This window comes from Pseudomonas lundensis (genome assembly GCF_001042985.1).
GTDB lineage: Bacteria > Pseudomonadota > Gammaproteobacteria > Pseudomonadales > Pseudomonadaceae > Aquipseudomonas > Aquipseudomonas lundensis.
Genome location: NZ_JYKY01000002.1, coordinates 46,528 through 70,187, shown reverse-complemented (window position 1 = coordinate 70,187; position 23,660 = coordinate 46,528). Strand labels below are relative to the sequence as shown.

Here is a 23,660-nt window from a genome sequence, read left to right as displayed (position 1 = left end):
TCCTTAAACGAGGGCGGGTTGCGGGGCGTGGGCGCGCAGTTGCAGGTCGCCCTTGAGGAGTTGCTCGGCAAACATCTCAGCGGTTCGCGCCGCCGCTGCCGTCATGATGTCGAGGTTGCCAGCGTACGTGGGCAAGAAGTCGCCCAAGCCTTCGACCTCCATAAAGATCGACACCCGGTTGCCGTCAAACACCGGCCCGTTGACCAATTTGTAACCCGGTACGTACTGCTGCACCTGGGTAATCATCTGGGCAATGGCTTGGCTGATCGCGGCCTGGTCCGGTTCGGTCTCGGTCAGGCAATGCACCGTGTCGCGCATGATCAGCGGGGGCTCGGCCGGGTTGACGATGATGATGGCCTTGCCTTTTTTGGCGCCGCCCACCTGTTCGATGGCGCGGGCGGTGGTGCGGGTAAATTCGTCAATGTTTTTGCGCGTGCCGGGGCCTACGGACTTGGAGGCCGCCGTGGCGACAATTTCGGCATAGGCCACGGGCTGGACGCTGGACACCGCTGCCACCAGCGGGATCGTCGCTTGCCCGCCGCAGGTCACCATGTTGACGTTCATCGCGCCGCGTTCGAGGTTGGCCGCCAGGTTGACCGGCGGGACGCAGTAGGGGCCGATGGCGGCCGGGGTCAGATCGATCATCAGCACGCCCAGCTCATTGAGCTTGCGGCTGTTTTCGGCATGCACGTAGGCCGAGGTTGCGTCGAAGGCAATCTGGATGTTGTCGCTCAGCACATGGGGCAACAGGCCATCCACGCCGTCACTGGTGGTGTTGAGCCCCATGTCCCGGGCCCGCACCAATCCCTCGGACGTGGCGTCGATGCCCACCATCCACACCGGTTCCAGCACCTCGCTGCGCAACAGTTTGTAAAGCAGGTCGGTGCCGATGTTGCCGGGCCCGATCAGGGCGCATTTGATCTTTTTGGTCATCATTGAGCTCTCGATCACAGGTTCAGGACACAAAGCGCAGGCGGGCGCTGCCCAGCCCGCTGAGGGTCAGGCTGACGTCATCCCCCGGCAGCACGGGCACCAGCGGTGCCAGGGCGCCGGAAAGAATGATTTCGCCTTTGCGAAACGGGATGTCGAACTGACCCAGCGTATTGGCCAGCCACGCTACGGCTTCACAGGGATGGCCCTGAACCGCAGACCCCAGGCCCTGGCCCGCGGGCTGACCGTTTTTGCGCAAGTTCAATTGCACCTTGGCCAAGTCCAGCTCACGGGGGTTAATGCGTTCATCCCCCAGCGCGAAGACCCCGCACGACGCGTTGTCGGCCACGGTGTCCTGAATGCGGATGTTCCAGTCGACAATGCGTGAATCGACGATCTCAAAGCACGGTGCGACCCAGTGCGTGGCGGCCATTACGTCATCAGCGGTGATACCCGGCCCGTGCAGGTCTTGCCCGAGCATGAAGGCGATTTCGCCTTCGGCCCGGGGTTGCACTAACCGGTGGGTTTCAAAACTCACGTCACTGTCATTACCGACCTGCATGCGATCGGTCAAAAAGCCGAAATCGGGTTGATGCACGTCGAGCATCTCTTGCACCGCGCGGCTGGTTACCCCGATTTTCTTGCCGACAACCTGTTCGCCCAAGGCTTGGCGGCGCTGCAAGAAGCGCAGGGAGATGTGGTAAGCCGTTTCCAGCGTCAGGTCCGGGTAGCGTTGCGTCAGCGGCGCCACGCTGCGGCGTTCGCGCAGGGCGTGAAACAACTCATCGCCCAGCGCTTCAATCAGTTTGCTGTCCATAAATGTTCTCTCTGGGCCCGTTGTCGCGGCCTGTACACCCGATGACCTGGGCAGGGGGGGCGGGCTCAGCCCGGCCACACGCTCGATTCGGCGCCGCCGTCCACTTCAAGGATTTTCCCGGTGACCCAGCGCGAGGCTGGGGAGGCGAGGTACAGCGCAGCGGCGGCAATGTCGTCAGGTTCGCCGAGGCTGTGCAGCGGGGTGGCCTTGATCATGCTTTCGCGCATGGGCACTGGCAGCACGCGGTTCAGGGCATCGGTGAGGATTGGCCCCGGTGCAATCGCGTTGACCCGCACCTGCGGCGCGAAATCCTGTGCCAGCAAGCGCGTCATATGGCTCAGGGCGGCTTTGGCGGTGCCATAGGCGCTGAACTGGGTTTGCGCGTAACGGGCAGCACCGGAGGTGATGTTGATGATGTTGCCGCCGCCCGCGTCGCGCATGTGCGGCACGCACAGCTGAGTCAAGTGGTACGCCGAGGACACGTTGAAACGCATGATCTCTTCGAAGCGCTCAACGGTCAGGGTCAACGGGTCATTGGGGCCGGCGCCTCCGGCGTTGTTGACCAGATGGGTGATGCGGCCCATGTGCTCGCGCGCCCGGGTGATCAGGGCGGCGCGTTGTTCGGCGTCATTCACGTCGCACTGCACGGCCAGGGCGCGTCGCCCCAGGTCGCGCACGGCGTCGGCCACGGCTTCGACATCGCTCAGGGTGCGAGCCGCCAGTACCACGTCGGCCCCTGCCTGGGCATAGGCCAGCGCAATGGCGCGGCCGATACCACGCCCGCCGCCGGTGATGACGGCCACGCTGCCAGTGAGGGTAAAGCGTTGAATGATGTCCATGAATATCCCTTGTTTTTGTTATCCGAAGGCTTGTGCATTCTGCACACGACTCAGCGTGGCGCCCACAGGTCGGGCAGGCCGGGATCGCTGGCGGCAATCAGGCGCTTGAGCAGCACCTTCAGGGCTTGCGCGTCGCCGGGGCCGAGTTTGGCCGACAGGTTTTCTTCGACCGCCTTGGCCAGCGCCAATTGTTGCAACGAGGTCTCGCGGCCCGTGGCGGTCAGCACATAACGCGGCGCCTGGTGACTGCCCTCGACGGCCACCAGGTTTTGTTTCTCCAAAAAACGCATGCTGGCGGCCGTCACGACGTGGCCGGTGTAGCTGACGAAGGTGTTGATCTCCGACAGGCTCAGGTTGTCGCGGATGCACAGCACCGAGAGGATGAAAAACGCGTGCTCGTCCAGTTGCTGATTGCTCAGCAAGCGGTGCAACGCATCCAGCAATTGGTAGTGCGCACGGCCGAGCAAGTACCCGAGCAAATCTTCGGTGTAGCTGCACTCGGGCGGCGGCGGGGTGGTGGCCAGGCGCAGTTCACTGCGCGGTTTGCGCGTGGCCAGCGCGTACTGCCCGCTCTGGAACGCCAGCGGTGCGCGGTCGCTGTGATCGAAGGCGAGCACTTCACCGACAAAAATCACGTGGTCGCCGCCTTCGTACTGGAACGCGGTGCGGCACTGAAAACGTGCGGTGCAGTCTTGTAACAGCGGTGCCTCGCTGATGCCGTTGTCGAGCTGGATTTCCGCGAACTTGTTCTCGCCCTGCATGGCAAAACGACCTGACAGCGGCTCCTGCTCGGTGGAGAGCACGTGCACATTCCAGTGTTTGCCGCTGGTAAAGACCGGCAGGCTGCGCGCGGTCTTGGCCAGGCTCCACAACACCAATGGCGGGTTGAGCGAGACCGAGTTGAAGCTGTTGGCGGTAATGCCGATGGGCGAGCCGTCTTGGGCCTGGGTGGTGATGATCGTCACCCCGGTGGTGAACGTGCCCAGCGCCGTGCGGAATGCCTGCGGGTCGAAGCTGCTTTGCATTGCCATGGCGAACCTCATGGATTGAATTTTCGTACGTGCAGTATTCGTCGCCAGGCCACGGGCTACATCGTCTCAACGGACTAACGAAGGCGGCCGATTATCGTCCGATCGGACGAGGCGTCGGGCGCCCCGATTGGCTAGTTTCCGAGGCATTGACCCACCCGCAGCCTCTTTCACAGGACTCGCCCATGACGTGCACTCAGATCACTCCCGAGCAACTGCCGCAGGTGCTACAGGCACAAAAAGCCGCGTTTGTCGCCCATGGCCCGGTCAGCGCCCAACAGCGTCGCGAACGCCTGCAACGGGTGATCGAGTTGCTGGTGCGTTATCAGCAGCCGCTGGTGGACGCCATGGACGCGGACTTTGGCGGGCGCCCGCAAGGGTTCTCGCTGATGAACGACGTGATCGGTTCGCTGGCCTCACTCAAGTACGCCCGCGACCATCTTGAGCACTGGATGCAAGACGAGCCGCGCGAGGTGTTTTCACCCTATGACCAGTTGGGCGCCAAGGCGTGGGTCATGCACCAGCCCAAGGGCAGCGTCGGCATCATCGGCACCTGGAATGCGCCACTCTTTACCTTGCTCAGCCCGTTGGCGTGTGTGCTGGCGGCGGGTAACCGGGCCATTCTCAAACCGTCCGAGGTGGTGCCGCGCACCGCCGCCGTGGTGGCGCAAGCGTTTGCCGAGCTGTTCGATCCCCTTGAAGTGGCGGTGGTCAACGGGGATGCCGAGCTGGCGCAGGTCTTCACCTCGCAGCCGTTCGATCATCTGGTGTTCACCGGCAGCACGGCCGTGGCGCGCTCGGTGATGCGCAACGCCGCCTTGAATCTGGTGCCGCTGACGCTGGAGTTGGGCGGTAAATCGCCGGTGATCATCTCGCGCACCGCCGATCTGGCCAAAGCGGCGTTCAGCATTGCCGCCGCCAAGGCCAATAACGGCGGGCAGATTTGCATCAACCCCGATGTGGTGTACGTGCCGCAGGGGTTGCTGGACGATTTTCTGGGAGCGCTGCGCACCGCTTACGGTGAGCTGTTCTCGCGCATCGAAGACAACCCGGACGTGGTGGCGGTGATTAACGCCCGGCACTTGCAGCGGGTCGAAGGCTACGTGCAGGACGCCCGAGATCGCGGCGCCCGCATCGAAAGCTATCCGCAGCCGTTGGCAGTGGATGAGCAGCAGCGCCGACGGCCGTTGCAGGTGGTGGTCAATCCACCTCGCGACAGCCAGATCCTGCACGAAGAAATCTTTGGCCCGGCGCTGGTGGTGCTGCCGTACGCGCAGCTCGACGAGGCGCTGGCCGACATTCACAGCCGTGAGCGGCCATTGGCCTTGTATTACTTCGGCCAAAACGAAGAGGAACAGCGCTACGTGCTGCAACACACCCATTCCGGCGGGGTGACGATCAATGACGTGATGATGCACGCCGCCCTGCACGATGCGCCCTTCGGTGGCATTGGCGCGTCCGGCATGGGGCATTACCACGGCCGTGAGGGTTTCCTCGAATTCAGCCACATGCGCACGGTGTTCAAGGCACCTGCCCATGATCCGCGTCGCGAGTGGGGCTTGTTGCCGCCCTATGGCGAGCACTTTTTGCCGACGATGCAATCGATGGTCACGGCCGATTGATGGTCGCGCGCTCGGCCCTGAAAACAACAATAAATTCGGAGAATGACTGTGCAAGAGACGCCTGTGCTCACTGACGAACTGCCAACCGCTGTCGGCTGGCCGCGCCGCCACGTACTCAAGGCCGGGGCCGTGGCAGTGGGGGCCGGGTTGCTGGGGCGCTTTGCCCTGGCGGCTGACAGCCCGGCGTTGTCCCAGGCCGATTATGTGCAGATGGACGCCTGGCGCATGGCGCAGGCCGTGCGTCAGGGCGAGGTCAGCCCGCAGGCATTGCTGGCAGCGGCCATGGCCCGTTGCGATGCCGTCAACCCCAGGGTCAAGGCGGTCAACCTGCGCCATGACGACTACGCGCAGGCGTTGCTCAAAGCGCGTGAGGCCAGCGCCACGTCAACCTCCGGCAGCCTGGCCGGGGTGCCGATTCTGATCAAGGACCTCAATACCTACCTGCAAGGCACGCCCACCACCCATGGCTGCCGTCTGTTCAAAGATGCCGCTGCCGCGCCGCATACCAGTACCCTGATTGCCCGTTATCAAGCCGCGGGGGCGGTGCCGTTCGGCAAGACCACCTGCCCGGAGTTCGGCTTGACCACGACCACCGAATCCCTGCTGTGGGGGCAAACCTGCAACCCGTGGAATCTGGCCATGAGTGCCGGGGGTTCCTCCGGCGGAGCGGCCGCGGCCGTGGCGGCCGGGATTGTGCCCGTCGCCCATGCCACGGACGGTGGCGGTTCAATTCGCATCCCGGCCTCTTATTGCGGGCTGGTGGGCCTCAAGCCGGGCCGTTACCGTACGCCCAGCGGCCCCGGCAAGTTCGAAGGCTGGTTCGGGGCCAGCGTCGGCAATGTGGTGTCGCGAAATGTGCGGGACATGGCGCTGTTTCTGGATGCCGGGCAGGGCCATGAAGCCGGCAGCCCGTATTGGACCAAACCGCTGGCACGGCCCTACGTGGACGAGTTGCAGGCCGCGCCGGGACGTTTGCGCGTGGGGCTGGTGCGCGAATCGCTGACCGGTGCACCGCTGGACCCTGAAGTGGCCCGGGTACTCGACGCGACCGCTCAGCGGTTGTCGGCGCTGGGGCACGACGTGGAGCCTGTGCGTTTGCAGGTCGATCCGCGGCAATTGTTCGGAGCCCATGGCGCAGTGATCGGCGACGCGCTGTTGACCCTGGTGCGTGACCGTGAGCAAGCGCTGGGCCGCAGTGCCACGCCTGAGGACCTGGAACGCATTACGCAAGTGGTGGTGGGCAACGCGCAAAAAGTCACGGGCGAAGCGTTGTATCGCGCTCGCCAGTCGTTCGAGTCGATTGGCGGCTACATGGAAGACCAGTTCCGCCAGCTCGACGTGATCCTGTCCCCGGTCACGGCCAACGTCACCCCGAAACTGGGGCTGCTGAGCCTCGACCAGCCTTGGGACAGTTACGCCCACAACGCCATGGGCAGCGCCGGGTTTACCGTGCTGGCCAATGTCAGCGGGCAGCCCGCCATCTCGCTGCCCGTGGGCATGAGTGACACCGGCATGCCGATTGGCATGATGCTCACCGCCCCGATGGGCGGGGAAGATGTACTGCTGCGCCTGAGTGCGCAGCTGGAACAGGCGCACCCGTGGGCCAAATTGCCGACCCTTTGATCCACCCGCTCGCGTCTTGACATTGACCTGTTACAACGCACTGCGTAGCCTTGCGCGTTCGAGGTTCTTCGCCACGCGAAGCTAAGAAGGGAACGCGGTATGCCGCGGCTGCCCCCGCAACTGTAAACGGTCAATTGCCTTGCAAGGCCACTGCTCCAGGGAGCGGGAAGGCGCAAGGAAAGACGCAGCCCTCCGGCTGCTTGTCAGCCGTAAGCCAGGAGACCTGCCTCGTGAGCGTTTCTTACTTCAACCGGGCGGGGTGATCCGGTGGCGAATACGGCCGTGCAGCGTGTGCGGCCTCGTCCCGTATGCCCGCCGCTTTGCCAAAGGGCATCCGATGAAAACACTGGCCAAAACCCCCGTCACCATCGTCACCGGCTTCCTCGGTTCGGGCAAAACCACCTTGCTGCGTCACATGCTGGACAACGCGCAGGGCCGTCGCATTGCCGTTATCGTTAACGAGTTCGGCGAGCTGGGCATTGATGGCGAAATCCTCAAGCAGTGCTCTATCGGGTGTACCGAAGAAGAAGCCAATGGCCGCGTGTATGAGCTGGCCAACGGCTGCCTGTGCTGCACCGTTCAGGAAGAGTTCTTCCCGGTGATGCGCGAGTTGGTGGCGCGCCGTGGCGACATCGACCACATCCTGATCGAAACCTCCGGCCTGGCGCTGCCAAAGCCGCTGGTCCAAGCCTTTCAGTGGCCTGAAATCCGCAGCGCCTGTACCGTAGACGCCGTGATTACCGTGGTCGACAGCCCAGCCGTGGCCGCGGGCACCTTTGCCGCGTTCCCGGACCAGGTGGATGCCCAGCGCAAACTCGACCCGAACCTAGACCACGAATCGCCGCTGCATGAGCTGTTCGCCGACCAACTGGCCAGTGCCGACCTGGTCATTCTCAATAAAGCCGACCTGATCAGCCCTGAAGACCTCGCCAAGGTGCGTCTGGAAGTGGCAGAAGAACTGCCGCCTGCGGTCAAAGTCATCGAAGCCAGCAGCGGCCGTTTACCGCTCGACGTGTTGCTGGGGCTGGGTAACGGCTCGGAAGCGCACATCGACAGCCGCCACAGCCATCACGATCATCACCATGAAGGCGATGACCATGACGACCACGATCACGACGCGTTCGACTCCATCTCCATTGAGCTGCCCCAGGCCGAAGAGCGCGTGCTGCTCGAAGCCCTGACGCAGTTGGTGATCCGCCACGGCATTCTGCGGGTCAAGGGTTTCGCCGCGATTCCGGGCAAACCGATGCGCCTGTTGATTCAGGGCGTGGGCACCCGTTTTGACAAGCATTTCGACCGTGCCTGGGCGGCGGATGAAAACCGCGTCACCCGGTTGGTACTGATTGGTCAGGACCTGGACGCCGCGCTGCTGGAATCCACCCTGCGCACTGCGCTGAGCGCTTAAGCCATGCATTTGCTCAGGACCCAGCCCGGTGGCTTTGTATCGGACGACAACATTGCCGACCTGGGGCAAACCCCCGCCGAGCTGGTGATCCTGTGCAGCGGCGACTCCAGCCTGGCTTTGCTGGCCGAAGCGGCGCAGCAATTGCCCGACGATTACCCGAGCCTGCGTCTGGCTAATCCGATGCAGGTTCAGAATCATGCCTCGGTCGACCTGTATGTCGACCAGGTGCTGCAACACGCCAAGGTCATTCTGCTGTCGTTGCATGGCGGGATTGGCTATTGGCGCTATGGCATCGAACAACTGATGCAGTTGGCCGAGCGCGGCGTGACCCTGATCCTGGTGCCCGGCGACGATCGTCCCGACCCTGAACTCAGCGCGCTGAGCACTGTGCCGGCCGAACAGGCCGAACGGTTGTGGCACTTTTTGCGTCAGGGCGGGCGGCACAACGCGCTGCAACTGTTCAACTGCCTCGCAGGCCAGTGGCTGGGGCGCGCTTACCCCTGGGGCGAGCCGCAGGCCCTGCCGCGTACCGCGATTTATCACCCGGTGCATGCCAGCCCGCAGCTCAGCGACTGGCAGGCCCAATGGCAGCCCGATTTTCCCGTGGCTGCGTTGCTGTTTTATCGCTCGCATTTGCAAGCGGCCAACACCGGCTTTGTGGATGTGTTTTGCCAGCGCCTGCAAGCGGCCGGGATCAATCCGTTACCGATTGCCGTGGCCAGCCTCAAGGAACCGGGGTGTCTGGCGGTGGTGCAAGACCTGCTCGATGAGGTGGACGCCGGGGTCATTCTCAACACCACCGGCTTCGCCCAGTCCAGCCCGGAGGCACCGCACGTGCGGCCGTTCCGGCGCAACATCCCGGTGATTCAGGCGATTTGCGCCCAAGACAACGAACCCGGCTGGCGTGACAGTGAACAAGGGCTGGGCCCCCGAGACCTGGCGATGCACATTGCGCTGCCGGAGCTGGACGGGCGCATCATCAGCCGCCCCATCAGCTTCAAGGATCTGGCCTGGCGCAGTGAGCGCAGCCAGTCGGATGTGGTGTGTTATCGCGCTCAGCCCGAGCGCATGGACTTTGTCGCACAACTGGCGCGCCGCTGGGTTGAGCTGGCCCGCGTGCCGAACCCGCACAAGCGCATCGCGTTGATCCTTGCCAATTACCCGACCCGTGACGGGCGCATCGGCAACGGGGTCGGGCTGGACACCCCGGCCGCGGCGTTGAATATCCTGCGGGCTTTGAAGCAACAGGGTTATCCGCTGGACGCCGAACTGCCAGCGTCCGGCACGGCGTTGATTCAAGCGCTGCTGGGCGGCGTGAGCAATGACCTGGAAAGCCTTGACCTGCGCCCTTGCCACCAAAGCCTGGGGCTGGACGAGTACGCCGAGCAGTTCCGTGCGTTGCCGCACGCCAACCAGCAGGCAGTGCTGGCGCGGTGGGGGCGGCCGGAAAATGACCCGATGTTTCGCGACGGCCGGCTGATGATCGCGGGCCTGCGCTTTGGCCTGACCTTTGTCGGCATTCAACCCGCCCGTGGTTATCAGGTGGACGCCAGCGCGGTGTACCACGACCCGGATCTGGTGCCGCCCCATGGCTATCTGGCGTTTTACTTCTGGTTGCGCCACACCTATGGCGCGCATGCTGTGGTACACGTGGGCAAGCACGGCAATCTGGAGTGGTTGCCGGGCAAAGGCGTGGGGTTGTCTGATGAGTGCTGGCCCGATGCATTGCTGGGCCCGCTGCCCAATGTCTACCCGTTCATCGTCAACGATCCGGGTGAAGGCGCGCAGGCCAAGCGCCGGACCCAGGCGGTGATTATCGACCACCTCATGCCGCCGCTGACTCGCGCCGAAACCTATGGTCCGCTGCGCGACCTTGAACGGCTGGCGGACGAGTATTACGAAGCGCAGTTGCTGGACCCGCGCCGGGCGCGCGAATTGCAGCGCGACATTCTCAAACTGGTGCGTGAAACCCATATCGACCGCGAACTGGAGCTGGACGAACAGCTTGACAGCGACGCGGATGCGGCCATCTGGCTGCCGCGACTGGACACCTACCTGTGCGACTTGAAAGAGTCGCAAATACGCGACGGGCTGCATATTTTTGGCGAATCGCCCACAGGCCGTTTACGCATTGACACGCTGCTGGCGCTGTTGCGCATTCCCCGGGGCGACGGGCGTGGTGCGCAGTCCAGTGTGCTACGGGCACTGTCCAAGGCCTTCGATCTGGGTTTTGACCCGCTTGACTGTGCGCTGGCCGAACCCTGGACCGCACGGCGCCCGGCGCCTCTGTCGGCGGTCAGCGATGCCCTGTGGCGCACGGCCGGCGACACCCGCGAGCGCCTTGAACTGTATGCCGCCGGGCTGATCGAGCAGGCGCTGGACGGCACGTTGGCCTTGCCGCCCGACGATCAATGGGCCGAGGTGCGGAGCATATTTGACGCCTTGCTGCAGGTGGTTGCACCACGGCTCGACGCCTGCGGCCCCGCCGAGATGCAGGGCTTGCTCGACGCGCTCAACGGCCGCTTCGTGCCTGCCGGGCCCAGCGGGGCGCCGAGTCGCGGACGGCTGGATGTGTTGCCCACCGGGCGCAACTTTTTCTCGGTGGACGTGCGTAATCTGCCGACGACCACGGCGTGGCGCATCGGCTTTCAATCGGCCAACCTGATCCTCGAGCGCCACTTGCAGGACCACGGCGATCACCTGCGTCAGCTAGGTTTATCGGTGTGGGGCACGGCCACCATGCGTACTGGCGGTGACGACATCGCCCAAGCCATGGCCCTGATGGGCGTGCGCCCAGTGTGGGCCACCGGCAGTCAGCGCGTCGACGACTTTGAAATCCTCCCGGTGAGCTTGCTGGATCGGCCGCGCGTGGATGTCACGCTGCGGGTGTCGGGGTTCTTCCGCGATGCATTCGCCAACCTCATCCGCCTGTTCGATGCGGCCGTGCAAGCGGTGGCAGCGCTGGACGAACCGGATGACCTGAACCCGCTGGCGGCCAGGGTGCGCAACGAGCGTCAACAGCTCGAGCGTGAGGGGCTAAGCCCGGAGCTGGCGGCCCGCCAGGCAGGCTGGCGGGTGTTCGGCGCCAAGCCCGGCGCTTATGGCGCCGGGGTACAGAACGCCATTGACGGGCGTTTGTGGCAGAGCCGCGATGATCTGGCCGAGGTCTATTTAAATTGGGGCGGGTATGCCTACGGCGGGGCCGATGAAGGCACGGCGGCCCGCGGCCCGTTCGCCCAGCGCCTGAGCCAGTTGCAAGCGGTGGTGCAGAACCAGGACAACCGCGAGCACGACGTACTCGACTCCAACGACTATTACCAATTCCAGGGGGGCATGCTTGCGGCCGTCGAAAGCCTGAGCGGCGGGCAGGTCGCCAGTTACCACGGCGATCATAGCCAACCGGATCTGCCGAAGATTCGTACCCTCAAGGAAGAACTGAACCGGGTGGTCCGTTCCCGTGCGGCGAATCCGAAGTGGATTGAGGGCGTCAAGCGACATGGCTATAAAGGCGCGTTTGAAATGGCCGCGACCCTGGACAACCTGTTCGCGTTCGACGCCACCACGCACCTGATCGACGACCATCAATATGCCTTGTTGGCCGACGCCTATTTGTTGGACCCGGACACCCGGCAATTTGTGCAGCAACACAACCCCCACGCCTTGCGCGACATGACCGAGCGGCTGCTGGAAGCCCAGCAACGCGGCTTGTGGAGCGAGCCCGGCGAGTACCGGGATGCACTGGAAAACCTGCTGCTGGACATTGAAGAAGACTGATGTGGACACTGACATGACTGATACCCCTCACTTCCCGTTGTCTGCGGTCGTGGGCGCCGAGGACTTGAAACTGGCGCTGTGCCTGACGGCAATCGACCCGAAAATCGGCGGGGTGTTGATTGAAGGCCCGCGCGGCATGGCCAAGTCCACCCTGGCACGCGGGCTGGCGGATGTGCTTGCCAGCGGTCAATTTGTCACCTTGCCACTGGGCGCCACCGAAGAACGGTTGGTGGGCACGCTCGATCTGGACGCGGCCCTGGGGCAGGGCAAGGCGCAGTTTTCGCCGGGCGTACTGGCCAAGGCGGATGGCGGCGTGCTGTACGTCGACGAAGTTAACCTGCTGGCCGACCATCTGGTCGACGTGCTGCTGGACGTGGCCGCCAGTGGCGTCAACGTCGTGGAGCGCGACGGTATTTCCCACCGGCACCCGGCCCGGTTTGTTTTGATAGGCACCATGAACCCTGAAGAGGGTGAGCTGCGTCCGCAATTGCTCGACCGCTTCGGTCTCAACGTCGCCATGAGCGGCCAGCCAGCGCCTGCCGAGCGCGGCGAAATCATTCGTCGGCGTCTGGACTTTGATGCCGATCCACACGGGTTCTGCGCGCACTGGCGCGCCAGTCAGGAGGCCTTGCGCGCGCGTTGTCAGCACGCCCGTGAGTTGCTGGGTGCTATTGCGCTGGATGATGCCTCGCTGACGATCATCACTGAACGCTGCTTTGCAGCGGGCGTGGACGGCCTGCGCGCGGATCTGGTCTGGCTGCGTGCCGCCCGGGCCCATGCCGCGTGGCGTGGCGCCGTCAGTATCGAGGTGCAGGACATCGACGCCGTGGCCGAATGTGCCCTGCGCCACCGTCGTCGCCAGCAGACGCCGCACGCCCCCACGCCGGATCAACCGCCACCGCCCACGCCTTCGCCCACCACGGCGAGCGAGGCCGGGCAGGGGTTGTGGGGGCAATTGCCGGTTCAGCCGCAGACAACCGGCGCGCGTCGTGAAGTGCCGAGCTGGCCAAAAAAGCCTTAGGCATCCGCCCTCGTGTAACCGGGGGGGCGGATGCCAGACCCCGACCGGGAACCCTGGACAGCGGCAAGCAGGGCGCCAGCCGTCCGGCGCCTTGCGGGGCGGTGGATTGGGTCCAGACCTTGCTGCAGGGACGGCCCCGGCAACGTAAGGACCTGGCGTTCAAAACCCGTCGTGGCACCGCGCCCCAGCTGTGGCTGGTGATCGTGGATGCCTCGGCTTCGACCCGGCGTCATCACGCGCTGACGGATGCCAAAGGCTTGCTGGCCGAAGTGTTCGAGGATGCTTATCGGCAACGGGCACGGGTGGCCGTGATGACCGCCAGCGGTTTGAATCCGCAATGGCACGTCAGCGGCATCAAAGCGGCCAAAGGGCTGGAACAGTGGCTGGAAGGCTTGGGCGCGGGGGGCGGTACGCCGTTGCTGGAAGCGGTGGGCGAAGCCAGTGAATGGCTCAATGCCCGGCGGCGGCGCTTCCCGTTGGAGGAGCAACGCGTGTTGTTGCTCACTGACGGTCGGCTCAAGGCATGGCGCACGTCACACGCACTTGAATGCCCTGGTTTGCTGGTCGACATGGAACGTGGACCGATTCGTCTGGGCCGGGCACGACAAATCGCCAGCGATCTGCACATCGAATACCGGCACCTGGATGAACTTCAAACCCTGTAGCTAAAAACGCGAGGCTGTGATCGAGTGGCCGGGGGTGGCACCCTGTTACAGCCTCATTGCGCGATACACCGGTATCAGGCGGATTAAGCCGGCATGACCCACGGCTGCAACGCGTAGCCTTCTTCGCTCAACTCGGCGCGGGCTTGTGCCAGCAGGCTGGCGAGCTGTTGGGCGTCGGCGCAGGCACTGCGCGGGATCTGCTTACGGCCAATACGGGTGCTGGTGCGGTCAATCACAGTCAGGCTCAGTTCGCCATGGCCGTCCTGTGCAGCCCAAGCCACGCACTGGAAAGGTTGAAACGCGTGGCCGGCAATCAAAAGTGCTTCGTTGAAACGGAGCGGGGCGTTCATAGGGTCGTCTCTCAAATAGGCCCATCAAGTGATTAACCGTCGGCTGGGCATACCGTGCGGTTGGTTACTTGTACTGATGACCGATGCCCCCACGCAGGTCACACCCATTTGCGTTTTTTTTTAACAGGTTTTCATGGGACTGATCTGGATCAGGGTTTTGTTGCTGTTCAAAAACAGCGATTCAGCTTGCACGTCTGTGGCTATGAGTGGGCAAAGTTCCGTTTGATATTAGGGTTATAAGAAAACAGTACAAGCGCCGTTCAAAGGTTGACTACCGTTAGGAGCAATACCCTCAACTTACTGTTTTTACTAATCTTTTAATATTTTGGCGCCAAGGAACAGTCATGCTCGAATTGCCCGTGTCCCGCCGTTTGTTAGTGGTTGATCCTTGTGATGATTGTCATCAGATAGTGCCCGGGCTGCGTCACATTGGCTGGGATGTGGACAGTTGTGAGCTGGACGCTGTGATTGATCGTTCATGTGATGTCGGTCTTATTCGGTTACAACCTTTTCACCTGGAACGACCCGAAGCGGTCAAAGACATGATCAGTCGCAGCGGCACCGAGTGGATTGCCGTGCTCAGCCCTGACACCTTGCAATTGAAAACCGTGGGCGATTTTGTCTGCGAGTGGTTTTTCGATTTCCATACCCTGCCTTTTGATGTGTCGCGGGTTCAGGTGACCCTGGGCCGGGCGTTTGGCATGGCGCGCCTGCGAGGCCGCAGCACCGACCCGATTGAAAGCGCAGGGCACGAGTTGCTAGGGGAAAGTCGCGCAATCCGGGACTTGCGCAAACTGTTGGGCAAACTGGCTCCCACGGAATCGCCGGTATTGATTCGGGGCGAGAGCGGTACGGGCAAGGAACTGGTGGCCCGGACCCTGCACCGCCAGTCCCAACGCCACGCCCGGCCTTTTGTCGCGATCAACTGCGGCGCCATTCCGGAACACCTGATCCAGTCGGAGCTGTTTGGCCATGAAAAGGGCGCGTTTACCGGGGCTCATCAACGCAAGGTCGGCCGTATAGAGGCCGCCCACGGCGGGACGCTGTTTCTGGATGAAATTGGCGATCTGCCCCTTGAACTACAGGCCAACTTGCTGCGCTTCTTGCAGGAAAAACACATCGAACGCGTGGGCGGCAGCCAGCCGATCCCCGTGGATGTGCGGGTGTTGGCGGCGACCCATGTGGACCTGGAAGCCGCCATCATCAATGGGCGGTTTCGGGAAGATTTGTATTACCGGCTCAACGTGTTGCAGGTGTTCACCGCCCCCTTGCGTGAGCGGCACGGTGACATGGCCATGCTGGCCAACCACTTTGCACGGTTTTACAGCCAGGAAACCGGGCGTCGACCGCGGACTTTCAGCGAGCAAGCACTGGTTGCCATGGGCAATCACGACTGGCCGGGCAATGTGCGTGAACTGGCCAACCGGGTGCGTCGCGGCCTGGTACTGGCCGAAGGCCGTCAGATTGAGCCCTGTGATTTGGGGCTTGAGACCCGACAGGCGCCCAGCCTGGCCATGGGCACACTGGAAGACTACAAGGACCGCGCTGAGCGGCAGGCATTGTGTGACGTGTTACAGCGCCACAGCAACAACCTCAGCCTGGCAGCCAAAGTGCTGGGTGTGTCGCGACCGACGTTTTACCGTTTGTTACATAAGCATCAAATCCGCTAGGGGCAGGCCCGCCGTGTTCACCCACAGCGGGCCTGTTGCGCACCTGGCGTTAGAAGTAGTACGGGAATTTGAGGCTGAACGTGAAATCCGGCGCATCTTCGGTCAGACCAATCGAGAGGTTGGGCACGATGGTCAGGTTGTCGGTGGCCGCAATGGTCATGCCCACGTTGAAGTAGCCGGCGTTGGCGTCGCTGGTGGTCAGGGTTTGCCAGTCCTGGCCCTTGTATTTGATTTTGCTCTTGCTCTGGATCAGGTCAGACACCGAGAACGACATGCTCATTTTCTCGTTCAGCGCAAAGGCCACGCCCGCACCAATCTGGTAGCTGTCGCCCAGCTTGACGCTGCCGGGTTGTGACTGACCGGCCGTGGAGCCGATGTCACTGAATGAGTCTTCCAGGTTGTAGGTGTAGGAAAGCGAGCCGAACAGCACCGCCGGGTCGAAGGTCTTGACCAGCGAAATGCCCGGCGTGATGGACCACACCCCATTCCCGGTGGGCAAACTTTCGGGGTAAATGATGTTGTTGTTCTGCCCGTCGGTGACCAGCTTGATGCCGAACGGGTCCTTGCCGGTCGGTGCCTTGACCCTGACCGAGAAGACAGCGTCCGGGGTGTTGGGCGATTCGTCGAGGAACTTGTAGGCAACACCGACGTTAACGTCGCCAATGGTCGGATCGCGGGTGACGGTTTTGTCGGACGCTGCCGACGCATCGCCGCCGTTGGCGCCACCGGACTGGTAGGTTGATTCGCGGTACACCACGGGCACGTTGACATCGAATTGCCAGCGATTGTCGAGGTTGTAACGTGCCGTCAGGTCCAGGGTCCAGTTATCAGCTTTAATCCGGTCCAGGTTGAGGTTGCCCAACAGGATGGAGTCCAGGGCCAGAAAGCCGTTGAGGGTTAACTGGCGGGTGTCATAGCGCGAATAGGTGATCCCGGTTTCGATACTGAACTTGCCGCCGCCGAAGAAGCCGCTGGCTTCGTCGTACAGGTTGGTGACACTTTGCGCGGGTTCAGAATCGTCTTTGAGCGACTGGCCGTACGAACTGCCGGTGCCGCCTGCAGCGCCGCCGGATTGGGCCACCGTTTGCCCGCGCTTGAGATCGGCCGGTGACTTGACCAGGCGTTTGGGGGCCGCAACCGCCGGTTGTTCTTCTACTTGGCGGACGCGTTGTTCAAGCACCGCCAAGGCTTTTTGTTGTTGATCGTACCGCTGGCGCAGCTCCATTAATTCCTGTTTCAACGTTTCTACATCAACCTCCGAAGCCGCCTGTAGCAGGGTGGAGGGAAGGAGTGCGCTCATACATACAACTGCGCGAAAGGTAAACGATCGATGCATGAAATAAGCCGTCCGGGTAGTCCATTAAGTAGTGGAACAGCCTAGTTCAATATCCTGCCGCACGAAGGGCTTTTAGTTGGTTGAGGTTTGAATTAAGTCCCTCAGTACTGGGCAGTTTATTGCCCAGCACCATATTCAATTGAGTCATGTTATTCACGGCATTGCCGCCGCCCAATAACGTGGTGTTCTGTAACACGCCACCTTGAGCGATTTGCTGTAACGAGTTGCCTTGATTGTTGTTGGCGGCTATAGCCATTTGAATGGCTCCATTGTTTATCGCCACACTGACGCTACCTGCCGCGTTGCTTAATGAAACCGGATTAGTGGCCGTCAATACACTGCCTTGTTGAGTGAGCGCCGGTGCTTGACCGGATTGGCTGATGCTGATGTCCACATTGTTTAGCGCGCTGTTGTTATCCCCCGCGGCCCGCACGCTCTGGACGACGCCCTGGCCACTGCCCAGGCCGGCACCGCCCAGCACAATGCCGGTGCCGGTGTCGGGCTTGCCTTGTTGCGGGGTGCCTTGTTGGGAATAGGTGGACACATAAAACTGCGGCTTGACCGAATGTTGCAGGTGCAGGCTGGTACTGGCCCCAATGGTCGCGCCCTGAGCATTGGTCCAGGTGCTGCTCATGACCAGACCGAAACTGATAATGCGACCGGGCATGACAAAACGGCCGCGCAACTCTGACAGTTCCTGATCTTTCAACTCTATGGGTTTAAACGACGTTTCGGCCTGCACGTGCAGGCATGTCGCAAGGCAAGTTAGCGCCAGCCAATAGTGGATGTTCATGTGCTGCTCCCGGGAGCGTCCTGCCCGCCATGGTGAATGAGGTGCCGTTAAAAAAAGTCACTCTGGATAAAGCCGAAGTCCAGCAACTCGGCATCTTTGACCGGGCTGAACGCATCCAGCGTGTTCTTGGCCGAGAGCGGAACCGGAGGGGTGCGCAGCGCATTGGTCTTGTCATAACCGGGACCAATGACGGCAAACACAATACCGTTCCAGCCTTTAACAAAATCTTCCTGGCTGTACCGCTTGTGGCCCAACACGGGGTCGCCGATGTACACCCAGTTGTCTTGAGCCCGTTGCAGCACCACAAAATGCTTGTAGCCCCGTATGTCCAACAGCACGACCACCGGGACATTGATGTCGCGCAGGTTTTGGGCCGGGATGCGATACCCCCGGGCGCGCATGCCGATGCTCTCGATGTAGTGCTTCATGTCCAGCATCGAAAAGCCCTGGGTACGCACCAGGTCTTCATTGGCATTGACCAGCATGCCCTTGATCACGTGGTCTTCATCCACGTCTAGCCAATAGGCCTGACGCAAAATAGTGGCCAACGCGGCGGCACCGCAGCTGAAATCGGTTTTTTGTTCCACCAGATCGCTGAAGCGACGTTCGCGAATGCTCTGTACCGGCTTGAACACCAGATTCCCGCCCGGTAACGCCGCAACTGGCATACGGGCCGCCTGCACCTCGCAGGTCAGGCCTAACAACAGGGCGAGCGCGATCCGCAACATGATGAAGTCACCTCACATGAAGAAAGGGCCTCTGCTGTAGAGGCCCTTCAACCCGCCGTGTTACATCGAAGTTTTGCTGATAGCCATCGAGTTGTTCTGCTGATTGCCGACCCCGGCCGAGACGTTGGCACCCACGTTACCGGAGGTGTACTTGATCGAGTCGTTGACGGTCGAGTTGTTGCTCACCGGCACACGGGTGGTGGTGGGGTGATGCCAAGGGGTGTGGGTGCTGACCGAACTCAGGTCATTGACCACCGCCAGGTTATTGGAGGTTTGTACCGTGCCGGCTGCCGCACTGGCCAGATTGCCACCGGACACGGCGATAGCCAGGTTGTTTTTCTGTTGGTTGAGGTCGCCTGCGGACACGTTCACCCCAATGTTGCCGGAGGTGTTTCGGATGGAGTCGTTGAGCGTGGCGCCGTTTTGCGTGCCGTGGTTATTCACTTTGTTGTAGTTGTTGGTCTGGCTGGCACTCACGACGGCCGCCGCAGTGCCGAGCACAAAGTTCTGGTCACTGCTGGCAATGGCGGCGGCGTTGTCCTGCTGGTTACCCGAGCCGGACGCTACGTTGACCCCGACGTTACCGTTGGTGCTTTTCACAGAGTCAGTGACTTTTGCGCTGTTGAGCGTGCCGTTATTGGTGATGTTGTTGTCATGACTGACCTGCACATCAGCGATCACGGCGCTGGCGCCACTCGTGGCTGCCGGTGTCGGGGTGGGGTGGCGATTACTGTCTGCTTGTGCTGCCACAGCCATCAGTGCAGCCAGAGCGAAGACCAGTGGTTTGAGAGCCATTGTTGGTTTCATGATGTTTCTCCATGCTTCATCAGTTATGTGTGTGTTGGCATACGTCATTGCACTTCGCGTAACCCGAGTCACTGCGTGACCCGTACATTCAGGGTGTTAGCCATGCGGTTCCCCACCCCGGCACTCTGGTTGACCTGAACCACTCCGCGGCTGCCGGTGAAGGCCTGATCGCTGGTAACGACCTGGCGGCTGCCCGTGTTGAGTGATCCCGCTCCCGAGTTTGGTTGCAACGCCACGTTTTGCTGGGACAAGGCGTTGTCATCGATGCTTTGCGGTCCGGCGCCCACGGCGACCCGTACAGCGTTGACCATCTGGTTGTTGGCACCGGCAGACTGGTTGACCCCCAGCAGGCCGCTGCCCTGGCTGAACGAGTCGCCGCCAATGCTGGCCCGGGCGTTCATCGCGGGGTCTGCCGGACCTGTGAGTTGTTGCGTGACCCCGGCCGTGGACTGGGCCTGATTGCCAATGGCAATGGCGCGGCTGTTGACTTGCTGCTGCTGAGTGCCTGAAGCCTGATTGATCATCAGGTTGCCGGTGTAATGGGCACCCGAGGCATTGATGTCGGCCTGATTGCTGTCAGCCAGCACCGGTGCAGCGACCAGCACGGTCAAGAGCAGCGCGAGGTTGTTCATGTCATTGCCCGCCCAGCGAGGTGAGCGGGCGCATGCCTTGCTCAACACTGCGGTTGATCTGGCCGCCGAGTGAGCCCAGCGAGCCACCGCCGCTGCCGCCCCCGGCACGTGCAGTGCTGGTCAAACCGGGCATGCCGCTGTTTTGATTCAGCAGGCCCGGCACGCTGCCAGTGCCGGTGTTGATGACGCGGGTGATGCTGGAACCGGTGCTGACGCGAGCGAAGTCCCCGTCCCCCAGTTCGCCGTGGGTGGTGACGGCATTGATCTGGGCGGCCGGGTTGGCATTGACCGTGGTGGGGTTGGGATCTGGGGGCGGCACAATGCTGCCGACGGCGCGAGGGTAGACATGGCGGGTAATCACAATTTCACCCGTGCCATCGGCCTGTGCGTTCACGCACACCAGCCATGCACCGAAGCTGCACGCCAGTAGCAGGTGACGCGTGAGTAATGTGCGTGAAGTCCCCATGACCGTATTCCTTCTTCAATACGCTGGCCCTGATCAGCGTTGTGAAGGAGAGAGCAGAAGCTGTGCCGCTTTTTAAACGTACTTATAAATCAATGGGTTGAATCTTGAGGATGGGCGCCAGACGAACCGCTGTTTCAGCGTTGGTACAGGGGAGTGGGCGGGGCGGGCTAAGAAAGACTGGGGCTGCAGGACGTTTACGGGGCAGAACGCCCTCTGTAACGAGGGTGTTACACAGCACCCGCTGCCACCCTTGAGACCCGGCGGCATAAGGGTTTCGCGGCAGGCGTGTGTTTCAGCAGCGGACACTTTTGGGTGAAACAGGGTCAATTTGCCAGTAATTGTCGAACGGCGTCCATGGCGCTGGCCTGTCGATCCTGCCAACTGCCGCGAATGATGCGCAGGGGCTGGGCATGCCGTTGCAGCCAGTCCCGGCTTTGCTCGAAGAAGTGTTGGCGCTCGGCCAGGCTCGGCTGGCAGCGCAGGCCGTCGGGCGTCCACTCCACATCGTCGGGCGACAGCAGCAGGTGCAGATCGTAGTGGCGGCTCAGCAGCTCCGGCTCCAGCCAGTCCGGGCAGGCGCCGAACAGGGTGGTGCTCCACAGCATATTGCTCAGCAAGTGGGTGTCGAGGATCAGCAAGGGGGGCTGTAGCGCGCGGGCGGCGTCTTCCCAGGCCAATTGCCCGCGGGCGATGGCCGGGATGTCAGCCAGGCAGGTGTCGCGGGGGTGAACGGCCATGAAGTAACGCACGTATTCGCCCACCAGCAGGCCACCGAAATGCTGGTGCAACTGCGCGGACAACCAGCTCTTGCCGCTGGATTCCGGACCCGCCAATACCACGACCTTCATTTACGCAACGCCGGGTCGAGACGCCAGTCGCGCCAGCCCTGAATCGCGATCACCGTGAACAGCGCATACAGCCCGGCGGTCAGGTACAAACCTTTGTAGACAAACAGGCCGACGAAGATGACGTCCACCACAAACCACAGCGCCCAGCACTGCAAACGTTTTTGCGCCATCCACAGTTGGGCCACCAGACTGAACCCGGTCAGCGCAGCATCCAGCCAGGGCTGGGCCGCGTCGGTCCAGTGGGCCATGGCTGCGCCAAGCGCGAGGCTGCCCACCGCGCCGATGGCCAGACCGGTCACCACCTGACGGGCAGTGAGCGCCGTGACCTGGCGCCCCTGGTGTTGTGCACCGGCGCGTGTCCATTGCCACCAGCCATACAGTTGCAGCGCGGCGTAAACCACCTGTAAGAGCATGTCCGAATACAGCTTCACTTCGAAGAAGATCCAGCTGTAGAGCAGCACCATGACCAGCCCGATCGGCCAGCACCAAGGGTTCTGTTTGACTGTCAACCAGACGGCGATGACACCGAGCGCAGCGGCAAACAGTTCAAGCCCTGACATGGAGGTTCCTTGGCGTGGGGAAAAGCCGGGGATTGTAACCGCAGCCGAGCCCTTTGGGGCACTGGGCGCGTCAGGGTTTTTTCAGCAGCACCATGTCGTTCTTGTCAAAGCGCCCGCTCAGTGTCGGCACCGTGTTGCCCAAGACGGTGCCGTGCAAGCCCAGATAGTCCTTGCGGTCCATGATGACCCAGGCCCGCCCGCTGATCGTGCCCAGCTCAGCAGGCGTCTGGGTAAACACCGGTTGCAGGTCGCGCTCGACATTGACCATGAACTTGATGGCCTTGGCATCCTTGCCCATGCCATGCAACACCAGGGGCTGTGGGGTTTGATCAATCAGGCGCATGGCCTCACGGGTGAATGTGCGTGTGTCGTACACACGGCGTGCGTAAGGCTCGTACACCATGATGTAGGCCGACCACACGGCCAGCACTGCGCAGGCGGCCAATCCCGCCGTGCGCCAGCGGGTGTTGAACAGCGCACCCACGGCCAGCAGTTGCAGGACGGCCAATCCCGTCAGTGCCGTGTTCAACGCCGGCAGCGGTTCATCGAGACGTTTACCCGCCATCACCAACCCTGCAAACAACAGGCCCGGCAACAGCAGCAACACGCCCAGCGTCAAGCCGCGCAACAGCGCAAAAGTACGCCCTTGCCGCCCCTGAAACGGGTACGCCGCAATGACCGCCGCCATGGGCAACATCGGCAGCAGGTAGCGGGCTTTCTTGGCCTGGGGGATGGACAGCCCGACCATCACGATCAGCCCCGCCCCCACGCAGTATTTGACCAGCGTTAATGCGGCATCGGGTTCTTTGCGACCGCAAAAGACGAGAGCGGCCAACACCAGGGCGGCCAGCGGGTACGCCAGCGCGTAGTTGCCCATAGCGCTGGTGAAGTAATACAGCACGCTGCTGGCGCCTTCGGTGCCATCCATACGCCCGGTCACTTGCATGCGGATCACTTCATGCACGAAGGTTTCACCGCCGGCGATCCAGGCCAACGCCAGCAACACCCCGATGCACACAACGAGCAGGGCAGCGGCCTGCATGCCCGTGGTCAGCATCCGTCGCCATTGACCGCCGAGTACGAAATACGCACAGAGCATGCCGGTGGGAATCACCAACCCGATGGGGCCGCGCAAGGCAAACCCCAGCACCAGTAAGGCCAGCACACCGGCGTGTCGGCGCGGTGCACCCAAATGGTCGTGGGCGTAGGCCAGGTAAAAAACACCGAGGCTGACCGCCGACAGCATCTGGTCCAGTGACACGGCGCGGGTTTCGGTGATGAACGTCATGCTCAGCAACAATAACGCTACGCTCATCACCGCCCACTGCCGCGAATGCGGGGCGACCAGGCGCCAGGTCAGGGTCACGATTGTCGCGCTGGCAATCGCAGTCGGCAGCCAGGCCGTCAGCCGGGTGACTTCACCGAACGGTACCGAGAGTAGCCAGATCAAAAACGTCGACGTGGCGCTGTAGTCGGGGTACGGCTGGCCATAGGTGGTGGGAAAAACGCTGGGGCCGTGGCGCAGCATTTCTTGGGCAAACAGCACAAAGCGCGAGTCAAAGCCGATGGTTGCCTGAGTGTGCTCACCCAGCACAAACAGCAGCAACGCCAGCGCTCCGGCTATCAGGGACTGCCTGCGTTGAATGTGTAACGCCGGACGGGAGCTATGGGCAGGCATATTGAGTTTCCTTGACCCCGAAAAATGCACAAAAAAACGCCGCCACTGTTGCCAATGGCGGCGTTGCA

Annotated in this window: 21 protein-coding genes and 1 riboswitch; of the genes, 7 read left to right on the top strand and 14 right to left on the bottom strand. The window is 62.2% G+C overall.

Features of this window, described 5'->3' with window-relative positions; all coding sequences use genetic code 11:
* Nucleotides 1–3: 3 nt before the first annotated feature.
* From TU74_RS02035 to TU74_RS02020, 4 genes are all read right to left on the bottom strand, one after another.
* The gene (locus tag TU74_RS02035) at nucleotides 4–933 is read right to left on the bottom strand and encodes an acetaldehyde dehydrogenase (acetylating) (RefSeq protein WP_047277065.1); all 930 of its coding nucleotides are present in this window, start codon (nucleotides 931–933) and stop codon (nucleotides 4–6) included.
* Nucleotides 934–955: 22 nt separating this feature from the next.
* Nucleotides 956–1,747: a fumarylacetoacetate hydrolase family protein gene (locus tag TU74_RS02030; RefSeq protein ID WP_047280755.1), complete on the bottom strand. Its 792-nt coding sequence runs from the start codon at nucleotides 1,745–1,747 to the stop codon at nucleotides 956–958.
* 65 nt (nucleotides 1,748–1,812) lie between these two features.
* Nucleotides 1,813–2,586, bottom strand: a complete 774-nt coding sequence (locus tag TU74_RS02025) for a glucose 1-dehydrogenase (RefSeq protein WP_047274628.1) — start codon at nucleotides 2,584–2,586, stop codon at nucleotides 1,813–1,815.
* Nucleotides 2,587–2,636: 50 nt separating this feature from the next.
* Nucleotides 2,637–3,617 (bottom strand): flavin reductase family protein, encoded by a 981-nt coding sequence (locus TU74_RS02020; protein ID WP_047274627.1) that lies wholly within the window; start codon nucleotides 3,615–3,617, stop codon nucleotides 2,637–2,639.
* Between TU74_RS02020 and TU74_RS02015 the strand changes: the two genes are divergently transcribed.
* The 6 genes from TU74_RS02015 to TU74_RS01990 all read left to right on the top strand — a co-directional run bounded on the left by TU74_RS02015 (nucleotide 3,584) and on the right by TU74_RS01990 (nucleotide 13,724).
* The gene (locus TU74_RS02015) at nucleotides 3,584–5,236 is read left to right on the top strand and encodes a coniferyl aldehyde dehydrogenase (RefSeq protein ID WP_277620516.1); all 1,653 of its coding nucleotides are present in this window, start codon (nucleotides 3,584–3,586) and stop codon (nucleotides 5,234–5,236) included. The genes TU74_RS02020 and TU74_RS02015 overlap by 34 nt on opposite strands.
* A 42-nt stretch (nucleotides 5,237–5,278) precedes the next feature.
* Entirely contained in the window at nucleotides 5,279–6,859 is a 1,581-nt protein-coding gene (locus TU74_RS02010) for an amidase (protein WP_048374818.1), read from the top strand.
* Nucleotides 6,860–6,903: 44 nt separating this feature from the next.
* Nucleotides 6,904–7,104, top strand: a riboswitch (cobalamin riboswitch).
* A 92-nt stretch (nucleotides 7,105–7,196) separates the two neighbouring features.
* Nucleotides 7,197–8,264 (top strand): cobalamin biosynthesis protein CobW, encoded by a 1,068-nt coding sequence (cobW, locus tag TU74_RS02005; protein WP_047274624.1) that lies wholly within the window; start codon nucleotides 7,197–7,199, stop codon nucleotides 8,262–8,264.
* 3 nt (nucleotides 8,265–8,267) lie between these two features.
* A complete protein-coding gene (cobN, locus tag TU74_RS02000; protein WP_048374817.1) occupies nucleotides 8,268–12,038 on the top strand; it encodes a cobaltochelatase subunit CobN in 3,771 nt (1,256 codons plus the stop codon).
* Between the two features lie 13 nt (nucleotides 12,039–12,051).
* The gene (locus TU74_RS01995; RefSeq protein ID WP_047274642.1) at nucleotides 12,052–13,059 is read left to right on the top strand and encodes a magnesium chelatase ATPase subunit I; all 1,008 of its coding nucleotides are present in this window, start codon (nucleotides 12,052–12,054) and stop codon (nucleotides 13,057–13,059) included.
* Nucleotides 13,060–13,160: 101 nt separating this feature from the next.
* Nucleotides 13,161–13,724, top strand: coding sequence for a vWA domain-containing protein (locus tag TU74_RS01990; RefSeq protein WP_319021835.1), 564 nt, complete (start codon nucleotides 13,161–13,163; stop codon nucleotides 13,722–13,724).
* A gap of 83 nt (nucleotides 13,725–13,807) precedes the next feature.
* Here TU74_RS01990 and TU74_RS01985 read toward each other — a convergent pair whose 3' ends face one another.
* Entirely contained in the window at nucleotides 13,808–14,074 is a 267-nt protein-coding gene (locus TU74_RS01985; RefSeq protein WP_047293527.1) for a hypothetical protein, read from the bottom strand.
* A 344-nt stretch (nucleotides 14,075–14,418) separates the two neighbouring features.
* On the opposite strand from TU74_RS01985, the gene TU74_RS01980 reads away from it, so the two are divergent.
* Entirely contained in the window at nucleotides 14,419–15,744 is a 1,326-nt protein-coding gene (locus TU74_RS01980; RefSeq protein ID WP_048374816.1) for a sigma-54 dependent transcriptional regulator, read from the top strand.
* A gap of 49 nt (nucleotides 15,745–15,793) precedes the next feature.
* Here TU74_RS01980 and TU74_RS01975 read toward each other — a convergent pair whose 3' ends face one another.
* The 9 genes from TU74_RS01975 to TU74_RS01935 all read right to left on the bottom strand — a co-directional run bounded on the left by TU74_RS01975 (nucleotide 15,794) and on the right by TU74_RS01935 (nucleotide 23,592).
* Nucleotides 15,794–17,080 (bottom strand): transporter, encoded by a 1,287-nt coding sequence (locus TU74_RS01975; protein WP_048374814.1) that lies wholly within the window; start codon nucleotides 17,078–17,080, stop codon nucleotides 15,794–15,796.
* 46 nt (nucleotides 17,081–17,126) lie between these two features.
* Entirely contained in the window at nucleotides 17,127–17,873 is a 747-nt protein-coding gene (locus TU74_RS01970) for a hypothetical protein (RefSeq protein ID WP_047293521.1), read from the bottom strand.
* Nucleotides 17,874–17,920: 47 nt separating this feature from the next.
* A complete protein-coding gene (locus TU74_RS01965; RefSeq protein WP_047274352.1) occupies nucleotides 17,921–18,601 on the bottom strand; it encodes a C39 family peptidase in 681 nt (226 codons plus the stop codon).
* A gap of 60 nt (nucleotides 18,602–18,661) precedes the next feature.
* A complete protein-coding gene (locus tag TU74_RS01960; protein WP_047293517.1) occupies nucleotides 18,662–19,408 on the bottom strand; it encodes a hypothetical protein in 747 nt (248 codons plus the stop codon).
* 68 nt (nucleotides 19,409–19,476) lie between these two features.
* Nucleotides 19,477–20,040: a hypothetical protein gene (locus tag TU74_RS01955; RefSeq protein ID WP_048374812.1), complete on the bottom strand. Its 564-nt coding sequence runs from the start codon at nucleotides 20,038–20,040 to the stop codon at nucleotides 19,477–19,479.
* A gap of 1 nt (nucleotide 20,041) precedes the next feature.
* Nucleotides 20,042–20,506: a hypothetical protein gene (locus TU74_RS01950; protein WP_047293515.1), complete on the bottom strand. Its 465-nt coding sequence runs from the start codon at nucleotides 20,504–20,506 to the stop codon at nucleotides 20,042–20,044.
* Between the two features lie 323 nt (nucleotides 20,507–20,829).
* Nucleotides 20,830–21,354: an AAA family ATPase gene (locus TU74_RS01945; RefSeq protein WP_048374810.1), complete on the bottom strand. Its 525-nt coding sequence runs from the start codon at nucleotides 21,352–21,354 to the stop codon at nucleotides 20,830–20,832.
* Nucleotides 21,351–21,914 (bottom strand): nicotinamide riboside transporter PnuC, encoded by a 564-nt coding sequence (pnuC, locus tag TU74_RS01940; RefSeq protein ID WP_048374808.1) that lies wholly within the window; start codon nucleotides 21,912–21,914, stop codon nucleotides 21,351–21,353. Before pnuC ends, TU74_RS01945 begins: the two co-directional genes overlap by 4 nt.
* 70 nt (nucleotides 21,915–21,984) lie before the next feature.
* Complete coding sequence (locus tag TU74_RS01935) at nucleotides 21,985–23,592, bottom strand: ArnT family glycosyltransferase (protein WP_048374806.1); 1,608 nt, start codon at nucleotides 23,590–23,592, stop codon at nucleotides 21,985–21,987.
* Nucleotides 23,593–23,660 lie beyond the last annotated feature (68 nt).

Bases quoted from the DNA above. Each gene is read 5' to 3' on its own strand.
- TU74_RS02015 (WP_277620516.1), top strand. From the start codon at position 3,584: ATGCCTGCGGGTCGAAGCTGCTTTGCATTGCCATGGCGAACCTCATGG.
- cobN (WP_048374817.1), top strand. From the start codon at position 8,268: ATGCATTTGCTCAGGACCCAGCCCGGTGGCTTTGTATCGGACGACAAC.
- pnuC (WP_048374808.1), bottom strand. From the start codon at position 21,914: ATGTCAGGGCTTGAACTGTTTGCCGCTGCGCTCGGTGTCATCGCCGTC.
- cobW (WP_047274624.1), top strand. From the start codon at position 7,197: ATGAAAACACTGGCCAAAACCCCCGTCACCATCGTCACCGGCTTCCTC.
- TU74_RS01935 (WP_048374806.1), bottom strand. From the start codon at position 23,592: ATGCCTGCCCATAGCTCCCGTCCGGCGTTACACATTCAACGCAGGCAG.
- TU74_RS01970 (WP_047293521.1), bottom strand. From the start codon at position 17,873: ATGAACATCCACTATTGGCTGGCGCTAACTTGCCTTGCGACATGCCTG.
- TU74_RS01995 (WP_047274642.1), top strand. From the start codon at position 12,052: ATGACTGATACCCCTCACTTCCCGTTGTCTGCGGTCGTGGGCGCCGAG.
- TU74_RS01950 (WP_047293515.1), bottom strand. From the start codon at position 20,506: ATGGGGACTTCACGCACATTACTCACGCGTCACCTGCTACTGGCGTGC.
- TU74_RS02010 (WP_048374818.1), top strand. From the start codon at position 5,279: ATGACTGTGCAAGAGACGCCTGTGCTCACTGACGAACTGCCAACCGCT.
- TU74_RS02030 (WP_047280755.1), bottom strand. From the start codon at position 1,747: ATGGACAGCAAACTGATTGAAGCGCTGGGCGATGAGTTGTTTCACGCC.
- TU74_RS01955 (WP_048374812.1), bottom strand. From the start codon at position 20,040: ATGAACAACCTCGCGCTGCTCTTGACCGTGCTGGTCGCTGCACCGGTG.
- TU74_RS01945 (WP_048374810.1), bottom strand. From the start codon at position 21,354: ATGAAGGTCGTGGTATTGGCGGGTCCGGAATCCAGCGGCAAGAGCTGG.
- TU74_RS02035 (WP_047277065.1), bottom strand. From the start codon at position 933: ATGACCAAAAAGATCAAATGCGCCCTGATCGGGCCCGGCAACATCGGC.
- TU74_RS01985 (WP_047293527.1), bottom strand. From the start codon at position 14,074: ATGAACGCCCCGCTCCGTTTCAACGAAGCACTTTTGATTGCCGGCCAC.
- TU74_RS01980 (WP_048374816.1), top strand. From the start codon at position 14,419: ATGCTCGAATTGCCCGTGTCCCGCCGTTTGTTAGTGGTTGATCCTTGT.
- TU74_RS02020 (WP_047274627.1), bottom strand. From the start codon at position 3,617: ATGGCAATGCAAAGCAGCTTCGACCCGCAGGCATTCCGCACGGCGCTG.
- TU74_RS02025 (WP_047274628.1), bottom strand. From the start codon at position 2,586: ATGGACATCATTCAACGCTTTACCCTCACTGGCAGCGTGGCCGTCATC.
- TU74_RS01975 (WP_048374814.1), bottom strand. From the start codon at position 17,080: ATGCATCGATCGTTTACCTTTCGCGCAGTTGTATGTATGAGCGCACTC.
- TU74_RS01965 (WP_047274352.1), bottom strand. From the start codon at position 18,601: ATGTTGCGGATCGCGCTCGCCCTGTTGTTAGGCCTGACCTGCGAGGTG.
- TU74_RS01960 (WP_047293517.1), bottom strand. From the start codon at position 19,408: ATGAAACCAACAATGGCTCTCAAACCACTGGTCTTCGCTCTGGCTGCA.